The organism is Vibrio sp. 10N.261.55.C5, assembly GCF_041470505.1.
GTDB lineage: Bacteria > Pseudomonadota > Gammaproteobacteria > Enterobacterales > Vibrionaceae > Vibrio > Vibrio crassostreae_C.
The window spans coordinates 1-10,432 of sequence record NZ_JBFRMS010000054.1; the positions used below are offsets into that span (position 1 = coordinate 1).

At 44.7% G+C, this 10,432-nt stretch carries 9 protein-coding genes; 7 read left to right on the forward strand and 2 right to left on the reverse strand.

Features of this window, described 5'->3' with window-relative positions:
• Positions 1-136 precede the first annotated feature (136 nt).
• Together AB4263_RS19450 and AB4263_RS19455 are read right to left on the reverse strand one after the other, a co-directional pair.
• Positions 137-1,303, reverse strand: coding sequence for a DUF1887 family protein (locus AB4263_RS19450; RefSeq protein ID WP_017060218.1), 1,167 nt, complete (start codon positions 1,301-1,303; stop codon positions 137-139).
• A gap of 197 nt (positions 1,304-1,500) precedes the next feature.
• Positions 1,501-3,492 (reverse strand): methyl-accepting chemotaxis protein, encoded by a 1,992-nt coding sequence (locus AB4263_RS19455; protein ID WP_017068093.1) that lies wholly within the window; start codon positions 3,490-3,492, stop codon positions 1,501-1,503.
• A 277-nt stretch (positions 3,493-3,769) separates the two neighbouring features.
• Here AB4263_RS19455 and hinT point away from each other — a divergent pair, with 277 nt between their 5' ends.
• The 7 genes from hinT to AB4263_RS19490 all read left to right on the forward strand — a co-directional run bounded on the left by hinT (position 3,770) and on the right by AB4263_RS19490 (position 10,358).
• Positions 3,770-4,120: a purine nucleoside phosphoramidase gene (gene hinT, locus AB4263_RS19460; protein ID WP_017060220.1), complete on the forward strand. Its 351-nt coding sequence runs from the start codon at positions 3,770-3,772 to the stop codon at positions 4,118-4,120.
• A 296-nt stretch (positions 4,121-4,416) separates the two neighbouring features.
• Positions 4,417-5,808 (forward strand): COG3014 family protein, encoded by a 1,392-nt coding sequence (locus AB4263_RS19465; protein ID WP_017065296.1) that lies wholly within the window; start codon positions 4,417-4,419, stop codon positions 5,806-5,808.
• Positions 5,808-6,191, forward strand: a complete 384-nt coding sequence (locus tag AB4263_RS19470) for a YcfL family protein (RefSeq protein WP_017060222.1) — start codon at positions 5,808-5,810, stop codon at positions 6,189-6,191. Before AB4263_RS19465 ends, AB4263_RS19470 begins: the two co-directional genes overlap by 1 nt.
• An 86-nt stretch (positions 6,192-6,277) precedes the next feature.
• A complete protein-coding gene (gene lpoB / locus AB4263_RS19475; protein ID WP_017060223.1) occupies positions 6,278-6,868 on the forward strand; it encodes a penicillin-binding protein activator LpoB in 591 nt (196 codons plus the stop codon).
• A gap of 185 nt (positions 6,869-7,053) precedes the next feature.
• Complete coding sequence (locus AB4263_RS19480; protein ID WP_372083358.1) at positions 7,054-7,908, forward strand: phosphotransferase; 855 nt, start codon at positions 7,054-7,056, stop codon at positions 7,906-7,908.
• Between the two features lie 108 nt (positions 7,909-8,016).
• Complete coding sequence (gene ycfP, locus AB4263_RS19485; protein ID WP_372098724.1) at positions 8,017-8,556, forward strand: alpha/beta hydrolase YcfP; 540 nt, start codon at positions 8,017-8,019, stop codon at positions 8,554-8,556.
• Positions 8,557-9,068: 512 nt separating this feature from the next.
• Positions 9,069-10,358 carry an NAD(P)/FAD-dependent oxidoreductase gene (locus tag AB4263_RS19490; protein WP_009847154.1) on the forward strand — a complete coding sequence of 430 codons (1,290 nt, stop codon included), beginning with the start codon at positions 9,069-9,071 and terminating at the stop codon, positions 10,356-10,358.
• Positions 10,359-10,432: the final 74 nt, after the last annotated feature.

Here is a 10,432-nt window from a genome sequence, read left to right on the forward strand (position 1 = left end):
GCCTCCTCCTACTCGATTGCCGTCTGAAAGTAATCAATAGAGAAAACAGACAACAAAAAAGGCGAGTGATTTAATCGTCATTCGCCTTTTTAACAATCTGCTTAAGAGCATTGAGCTCTCATGAGCTTATTGGTTTTTAGCACTCTAGATCTTCACTGCCACCCGCAGCTGTAAACCATGCCGTTAGGTGTGTTTTAAGATCTTTCAATTCGTCAGGGCCAATCAATGCAAGGCCAAGATCTTCAGCTCGTGTGATGTCGTTATGGCGAAGAGGGCGGAAGCTCACTAACATTGCACGTGCTTGTAGGCCACCTAGCAGGTCTCTAAGCGATTCCAGTTTGTACAAGGTGTCATCACCATCATCACGCATGCCTTTGGTCTTACATTCGATGATGTGCAGCTTATTGTTCACCACAGAGGCAACATCAAGCTCGTTACGAACCTCACGTTCACCCAGTTGACGGTATACCTGAACATTCAAAGAACGGTCTTGAATGGTCGGCATGTCATCTTGGATCTGCTTAACTGTGCTGTGAACCAATGTTTCAAGCCATTCACCGTTTGAGAAGCGGCGCGCGTCTTCGTTGGCAAAGGTCAAAATACCATTGTCGTAAGTCGCAATTTTAGCTTCAACCAAATCGCTCAACAGCATGTTGAGCTCGCGATAGCCTTGTTGCTTCTCAGATAGGCCTACATCAAGTTTTTGTTCTTTACGGCAGGTCGTTGCTAGGTAGTTCAATGTCGCAAGGCCAGGGCCTAGTTCGAGTGCGTTACTTGCCCAACGTTCACCCAGTTCATAAAGTTTCTGATCCAGTTGCGGAGACAGCTGAACATCGCTGAATTCACCGCGAGCACCGAACACAGTTAGGTAGTCGTCGATAGTGATGCGGTCTTGAACTTGTGCGTCTTCTTTACCATTAGGGTACAACCAGCAAAGCTTGTCGCTATTTGGTTCAACCACGAAGATTGGCCAGTGGTAAGTACGGAATACTTCGTACACAGAAAGTAGGCGGTGACGGAGGCCACAACTTGCGTTGAGCTTCACTTCTTGACCGCGTGCTTTGAGGTCTTCGGCAAGGGTTTGGATAGATTCTTTAATGACAGATGTATTTACGATGGTCGGAATTTCGAAAAACTCACTCGTAATGTCGCGCTTGTGCAAAACGCTGTCTAAACGTTTGTACATACTGACTTGATTTTTGTCACCGATAAACACGATGTGAGTGCTGACCGTTCGGTTATCAAGTAATGGGGTGAGCAAGCGAATGGGGTCTTGATCGATAATGCCAACATGAACAGCCATATAAATTCCTTAATAGCGGCTCGCTCATAAAGGTGAAAGAAAAAACGGGAAGCAGCAAGCCTTAATAATCATATAATGACAAAGCTCATAAAAAACAAGGGCAACCCTTGATAAAAGTTGCCCTAGCTCATTTAGTCACCACTATTGGGTAAGAAGTCTCAACAATCTCACTAAATATCTATCGATTCTTCATTTATCTATAGTTTGAATTGATGTACTAAATCACCTTGCTGATTCGCCAAAATTGTTAGGTTTTGGCTTGCCTCCGCAATTGAAGACATCGCTTGGTAACTCTTATCTGCGATGTGGTTGATGTCTTCGATGTTGCGTGCAATATCACCAGACGTTTCACTCTGCTCAGCGGCTGCTTGAGAGATGTGTGTACTCATGTGGCTGATCTCTAGAATCAAGGCTTGGATCTCTTCCATCGCACTGTTTGCACTTGAAGCTTGTTGAACCGACATGTCCATATCGCTCATACAGCTTTCAATTACGTTACTTGCAGTTTTCGAGCTTGATTGCAGATTGCTGATCATAGTCTCGATTTCAGAGGTTGATTGAGTGGTCTTCTGTGCTAGCACTCGTACTTCATCGGCAACGACTGCAAAACCACGACCTTGTTCACCTGCACGCGCTGCTTCGATTGCCGCATTAAGTGCAAGTAGGTTGGTCTGTTCAGCAATACCACGAATAACGTCAAGGATTGAACCAATCTGGCTACTCATCTGTTGTAGCTCGCCTACAGCGCCCACTGATTCAGTAAGGCGAACTTCAAGCTGATTAATGGTGCTGATGTTGGTGTTCATGATCTGACGACCAGACTCAGAAGCCGATTCTACTTGTTGAACCATGGTGAGTGAGCTTTGCGCGCTGTTCGCCACTTCTTGTACAGAATGAGACATCTCTGTCATTGCGGTCGCAACAGTCGCGGTTTGCTCACGTTGGCTGTTCAATTGAGCCTGCGTTTCAGATGACGTCTTCTGGTTGACGCTTGCAGTCTTAGTTAAGTCATCTGAAGCATCATTCAACTTCACAAGGATATTGTGCAGGTTGTCAGCCAAGGTGTTGATGTGACGGCTCACGCGGCTGAATTCGTTGTCGTAGCGAATATCGATACGCTGAGTCATATCACCTTCAGTTAGACCTTCTAATGTACCGAGGATGCGAGTTAATGGCTCTCGTACGCTGTGTGCAATGTGGTAACCAATCGCAGCAGCGAACACAGTCACAACAATGCCAATGGCAATCGCGTTGAAGAGGCCTTTGTCGTAGATGCTGCTTGCGTCAGCGAGTGATGAGTTAAGTTGCTCTTCAGCGGTCACGTTGAATGAGTCCAAAACAGCCATCGCTTGGTCAACTTCTAGAGCTAGGTTAGCGATGTTCACGTACAACGCTTGTTTGGCTTGTAGGTAGTTGTTGTGTTTGTCTAGTACGCCACCTTTCTGACCAACGTCTTTGGTGAACTTCTGAACCGACTCATCGAAGACATTTTTAAGTGCTGGTAGTTGTGTTGATAGACCTCGATAAGCGTAGTTAAGATGAGTAACGGCCTTTTTGTTTTGGTTAAGGGCTTTTTGAACGAAGGCAACATCAGAGCTAGCAAGTGCATCAGAGGTAATAACTTCTGCGTCTTGCAGTTTGATGAAGTAGCTCTTTGCCATCACTTTTACAGAGATGCTTTTTTGGTCGGCAACGTACTCTTTCATACCAACGGTTAATTCTGAATGTAAGCGTTGGAAGTCACGAGACGCTTTTTGTACTTGTTCTTGTGCTTCGAACATCGCGACGTAGTTGTTCATCGCTTCGTCAGCTTCGGCGAAGTAGCGTTCTTCCATTGCTCTTAATTGCGCGATACGTTCAACAAGTGAAGCATTGTTTTGGCTTGCCGCTTCTAAACTACCGAGAACTTCTGAAAACGAGTTTTGTGATGCAGCAAATTCTGTACGCATTGCAGACATGCGTTCAGCGTTTTGTGTGGTTAAGAAATCTTTGAATGACTTATCAGCAGAAAGCAATTGAACACTCGTTTGATTTGAAAGCGCGACAAGTGGTAATGAGGTTTCTGAGACACTCTCAAAATTGCTGTGTATCTGATTCATGCTGTTCATCATGATGGTTATCGTGACTGCGAACATGATGATGATCAGTGCGAAACCAGCGTACATACGCTTGATCACAGATCCCTTCATGGCTTTCTCCCTAAATAAAAATGCAGACCTAATGTCAGGTCAAAGTAAAACTAACAAAATTATCAGCATTCTATTGAGCTCGGCTTACGCATTTTATGACGCACACGTCAAAAATAGCGCTCAGTTATAACCAACATGCCATTCTTGAGAGCTAAGGCTCGTTTTCTTTGATTTGAACGGTGTTTTTTATTATGCTTTAAAGCAGATTTATTGTGGTTTGATGCGGCATAGCGCATACTCAAAGCATTAAAAAATAAATGTTTTATCGGAGAGAAACATGGCTGAAGAAACCATTTTTACTAAGATCATCAACAAAGAAATCCCAGCAGATCTACTATACCAAGACGATTTAGTAACCGCATTTCGCGATATTAACCCTCGCGCGCCAAGCCATATCCTAATCATCCCAAACAAGCTGATTCCGACAACTAACGATGTTGAAGTCCAAGATGAAGCGATGATGGGGCGCATGTTTACTGTTGCTCGCAAGTTAGCAAAAGAAGAGGGCATTGCAGAAGATGGCTATCGTCTTATCGTGAACTGTAACTCTCACGGTGGCCAAGAGGTTTATCATATTCACATGCACTTGGTTGGCGGCCGTCCACTTGGCCCCCTATTAATGAGCTAATAAAAAGTTAATGAGCTAATGAAAAGCTAACGAGTTAATGAAAGCTAATGAGCTAGTTTAAACGCGCTCATTAGTGGGTTAACACAAGTAGTTAGTTGGAAAATTTGTAGTTTGTATGCCAACTTTAAGTTCTATCTGTTGTCTGAACATCGGCATCGCCTAGGCAGAGGCTAAATCAGTAGGGTTTCAACTGGCTTGAGATCCTTTTTACAACGCGTTTCGTTTTGATAATGAGACCATTAAAGGTCAGCAGACCCTAATAAAGTAGGCATTTTAAACATGCACGGAGACGATAAGTGAAGCAACAGTTTAGATTCGCTTCCATTGCCCTGTTATCGGCGTTGACCGTAGGTTGTGCGAGTATGTCTGCAGGAAGCCTGTTCAGTCATTACAGCGCACAAAACAAAGCGATCTACCAAGCCGTTAAATCTGGAGATTATTCAGAGGCTCAGCAAGAGCTACCAGATTACGCGGCAGGCGACATCCTTGATAACTTTGAAAGAGGCAGAATTAATCTGCTGGATCAAAAATACCCTGAGAGTAAGGCTTCGTTTGAAGTGGCTGATCAGGCGGTTACTGAGCAGCAACGCAAAGCCGTGATCTCAATCTCAGACAGTGCAACCAGTGTGGGTGCGTTGGCTGTGAATGACAATATTACCGAGTATGTGCCAGCCGATTACGAGTTGGGCTTTCTTCATCTGTATCTCGGTTTAAATTACCTCAAGAAAAACGATTTAGAAGGTGCGGTGATCGAAATGCGTCGCGCCAACCAAGTTCAAGAACAAGCGAAGAAGCAACGCGAGGCTGAGTTAGACAAAGCAGCCAGCGATGCGAAGAAGCAAGGCTTGTCTGCCAATGTGGGTAGCATCCTTGCCAATTACCCTGATGCGGGTAAGAAACTGCAGTCAGTACAGAATGCGTATCTGATGTTCTTGTCTGGTCTGCTTTATGAAGCGTCAAATGATTTAAACAGCGCCTACGTTGACTATCGTCGTGCTTTGGCTGTGATGCCAGATAACCAAGAAATCATCGATAGAACCATGGCAACAGCCGCTCGTTTAGGGATGCGACAAGATTTAGCAACATTAGAAAAACGCTATAAGCAATCTTCTAAACTTAGTGCAGGTGAAGGGCGAGTGATTGTTCTTCAAGAGCAGAGCGCTGTGCAAGCTATGGACAGTTGGCGACTGGATTTGCCTGTTTATGACAGTCGCGATCAGGGGGCAATATACTCTCTTGCGCTGCCATATTACCCAAGTCAAAACGTAGAGCGTTTTTCTGCCTTGCGAATCAGCGGACAGCCGCTACAAGAACATTTGATCACTGATGTAAACGCGATGGCGCAGAACGATCTATCGGAACGTATGACAAGCATTGTTATTCGCCAAGCGCTACGTGTAGTCGCGAAAGATCGCATTCGAAAAGAAGCAACCAAAGGCGATGATGTCGGTAATATTCTGTTCAACGTGTGGAACACACTGACAGAGCAACCAGACACTCGCAGTTGGCAATCATTACCTGCAGAGATTAAGAGCAGTACGTTTGTAGCAAATAGCGGTCAATATACGTTGGAAGCGGGCGCTAAAACGTACGACTTTGATATTCGAGAAGGGCAGACCACCTTGGTGTGGATTTCTCGACAAGGAAACAATGCAACAATGTGGCATAAACAGCTAGGGAGGCTGTAATGAAAAAGTGGTTAGTGAGCTTAGCAGCGGTTATGGCTCTGGCTGGTTGTGCTGATAATACAGCTGGCGTAAGGGTCGATAGTCTGACTCAGAACGTTTTCTTTGGTGACAAGGTATTGGGTAGCCGTTTACAGGTTGAAGATATCCGCACCGATCTAGTCGACGGTCATACGCGAGGAATCGTTCGTTTAAACAGTAACTATAAAGGCGACCAACATATCCTTTATCGTTTTTACTGGTACGACGATGCCGGGCTTGAGGTCAACCTAAAACAAGGTCCTTGGAAGCAAGCGATTGTTCGTGGTTTTGAAAGTATTTCGTTGTCGGAAGTGTCGGTAAACCCGAAAGCGACTCAGTTCAGAGTCCAGTTCCGAGAGCAGTAAGTTAGATTAAACGGGTCTCATGATTCGTAAATACAAGAATTTAAGAGTGTGGGTAACCCCGCTCAGTGATAAGTTGAGGAAACAAAATGAAAAAGAGTGTCATTGCGCTACTAGGTTTAGCGGTTATTTTAGGCGGTTGTTCAAACAAGGTAAGCTACGGTGATGCACAAGCAGTAGAAACCACGACAATCGATTTCGGTTCAACTGACCTTCAAACGATTGCGGGTGAAATGGTCGATAGCATGATGGCGTCTGGTTCTGTGTCTTACATTACTCGTGAACAGCGTCCAATCGTGTTTGTAGAGCGAATCAAGAACAAAACAAGTGAGCACATCGATACTGAGTCAATCACTGACACTATCAGTACTAAGATGCTGAACTCTGGTAAGTTCCGTTTCGTTGATATGGACCGTGTAGAGTCTGTTCGTGACCAATTGAACTTCCAAAACAACGATGAGCTTGTAAACCAAAGTTCAGCGATTCAATTCGGTAAAATGGTTGGTGCTCAGTACATGCTGTACGGCAACCTATCAAGCATCGTTAAGAAAGCGGGTAGCGATGAAGACGTATACTACAAAATGACGATGCGTCTAATGGATCTTGAGTCTGGCTTGATTGAATGGGCTGACGAGACTGAAATCCGTAAGCAACAATCTAAGAGCCTACTAGGCCTTTAATTTCGCTTACTTGCCAACTATGCGCAGCCGGATTTGACAATGTCTAGTATTGGCAGAGCTTAATCTTGACAGCGTATAGCTTGGTCACACGCCAATGCAGTGCATGATGTGCTGTTTATGAAGAGACACTGGCTTTTGGTCAGTGTCTTTTTTGTAGGGAATGAAGACGTTTATAGGGAGTAAATATGGCAATTTTTTCTTGGTCTGAGGCTAAGCTTCTTGATACCAGTTTGAGTTCGCTTGACGGTTACTTTTCTGAGCCTCCAGTTAGAGCACAGACATTAACAGGCGGTTTGACCAATCGATGTTGGAAGTTGGTCGATGCCGATGGTACTGCGTATGTTTGGCGGCCAACCACACCTATCACCAAAGCGTTCTTCATTTCTCGCCATGAAGAGTACCAAGTGCTGTCTGCCATTGAGCGACTCGGTATCGGGCCAAGCCCAATGGTAGTGAATGAGCAGGGGTTACTGGTTGAGTGGATTGCGGGTGAGACACTTTACGAAGATCTAGAACTCGATGACCTGTTGAAAACGCTGACCTCTGTTCATCTGGTTAATACTGCGCGATTACCACTGCAACCATTCAGTTTCACGGCGCGAGTCGACCATTACTGGCTGCAGCTTGATGCGATTCATAAGACCGAAGCCTGCACTAAGATTTATCAAGAGTGGCGCGTGGCTCCAAGTATTACCAATGTTGACCTGTCTTTGTGCCATTTTGACTTAGGTGGTTATAACCTAGTGAGAAACAGTGACTGCATTAAGATTATTGATTGGGAATACGCTGCGCTCGCAGACCCTAGGCTCGATTTAACATTAACCATTGCGGTTGCTGGCGCGCCAGTCACAGAAGCGGTTGAGAAGTACTGTCAGCTGCGAGGAATCCATGATGTTCAGCCTTGGCTTGATGGTGTAGAAGCATGGTTACCAAGAAGCCAGATGATGGCGATGCTATGGTATTTACTTGCTCATCAGCTTTGGGGCGATGAAAGTTATCTACGTGAAGCGGAGGCTCTGAGTCACACTTTATGTAGCTAGGATCACGTTTAGGAAGTGAAAAATATAATTTCTCAGCTGTTACCTTTAAAACCTTGTTTTTCGTGTTAGATTGATCAAAACGTACCAATATTCAACGGGGGAGGTACAATGATTATCTATCTACATGGCTTCGACTCAACAAGCCCGGGCAATCACGAAAAAATACTGCAGTTGCAATTCATTGATGATGACGTTCGTTTCATCAACTACAGTACTTTGCATCCAAAACACGATATGCAGCATCTGCTAAAAGAAGTGCATAAGGTGATAGAGCAATCCGATGATCCGCATCCCATTATTTGTGGTGTAGGTTTAGGTGGTTTTTGGTCTGAGCGTATTGGTTTCTTATGTGGGATTAAGCAGGTGGTGTTCAACCCTAATCTGCACCCTGAGAACAACATGGTAGGTCGAATTGACCGTCCAGAAGAGTACGAAGACATCGCAACTAAATGTGTTGCTCATTACCGTATGAAAAACAAAGGACGCTGTTTAGTGGTGCTTTCTCGTGAAGATGAAATTCACGACAATACCAAAACAGCTGCCGCGCTAGAAGATTACTATGATGTAATCTGGGATGAGAAAGAGAGTCATAAATTCAAAAAGATCTCTCAACATCTTCAAGCAATGAAAGCGTTCAAAAACGCTTAATCAATCCAGATGTTTTATAAAAGCAGTGCTCAATGAGTGCTGCTTTTTCACATCTGAATCTTAGAGATTGGTATTGATAAAGTAGTTGTATATGTTTTATCGGTCGGTTTGTGCATTTATAGATCAGTTTGCGCAAACGTTAACTAATTAGTCGCGAATCCTCATTGAGGGTAAGGATTTTTTTGTTGCGGTCATCTTTTTGCTATATATAATGTTCCCAAGCAAAATATTTTGACAAATATCAAAAAAAATTGAGAGCGAGTGAAAAAACTTGCCCATAATTTGTGTTCTGCCTCTCAGGTAGTCACCTTTTTTATCCACGTGAGCAAAGCAACAAACCATTATTTGTTGTTTGTAACCCCTCTAACTACTCGGTGAGCTGTCGTTATTCTTTTTCGCGGTAACCCAATTTGTAACAGCCTTCGCATTCAAGGCCGAGTAGATACATAGAATTTATCGGTTGGAGTAATCGAGCCGAACCCCATTTATTCATTTTGTAGAGGATTGTCATTGTGACAAAAATTATCGTAGTAGGCGGCGGTGCTGGTGGTTTAGAACTAGCCACTAAGCTAGGCCGCACTTTAGGTCGTAAGAAACGTGCCCAGATTACTCTGGTAGACCGTAAAGCAAGCCACCTATGGAAACCATTACTTCATGAAGTAGCAACGGGCTCACTGGATGAAGGTGTTGATGCATTAAGCTACCGTGCGCACGCAAAAAACCATTACTTCGATTTCCAAATGGGCAGCCTGAACGACATCGATCGTGAGCGTAAAGTGATTGCACTAAGCGAGCTTACAGACGAGCACGGTGAACTGCTGATGCCAAGCCGTGAACTTGAATACGATATTCTAGTGATGGCGCTAGGCTCAACGTCAAACGACTTCAACACTCCAGGCGTTCGTGACAACTGTATTTTCCTTGATAGCCCAGAGCAAGCACACCGTTTCCGTACAGAAATGAACAATCAGTTCTTAAAGCTTCACGCTAAGAACGGTCAAGGCACGGTAGACATCGCGATTGTTGGTGCTGGTGCAACTGGTGTAGAGCTTTCTGCAGAGCTACACAACGCCGTTAAAGAACTTCGTACTTACGGCTTCGGCGACCTAGATTCAAGCAAGCTGAACGTAAACCTAGTTGAAGCGGGTGAGCGTATTCTTCCAGCTCTACCTCCTCGTATTTCAAGTGCAGCACACTCTGAGCTAACCAAGCTTGGTGTGAACGTTCGTACGAATACGATGGTGACTCAGGCGGATTCTGACGGCCTAACAACCAAAGATGGTGACAAGATCCCAGCTCAAATCATGGTATGGGCAGCAGGTATCAAAGCACCAGATTTCATGAAAGATATCGGTGGTCTTGAAACCAACCGTATCAACCAGTTGGTTGTGAAGAACACGCTGCAAACAACACTGGATGACAACATCTTTGCAATCGGTGACTTGGCGCAATGTACACAAGCAGACGGTTCATTCGTTCCGCCACGTGCACAAGCGGCTCACCAAATGGCAAGCTGTGCATTCAGCAACATCATTGCTAAGTTGAACGGTCGTGACCTGAAAGACTACATCTACAAAGACAAAGGCTCGCTAGTTTCACTTAGCCGTTTCTCTACGGTAGGTAGCTTGATGGGTAACCTGACGAAAGGCTCGATGATGGTCGAAGGTCGTATTGCTCGTGTGGTTTACATCTCTTTGTACCGCATGCACCAGATGGCGCTTCACGGCTTAATCAAAACATCACTGATGATGCTGGTTGGTCGTATTAACCGTGTACTTCGTCCAAACCTAAAGCTTCACTAATCAGGTAAGCCTTCTCAGAGCATTACGCTGATAATAAAAAAGAGCTCTTCGGAGTAATGCCGATCAGTTAAAGC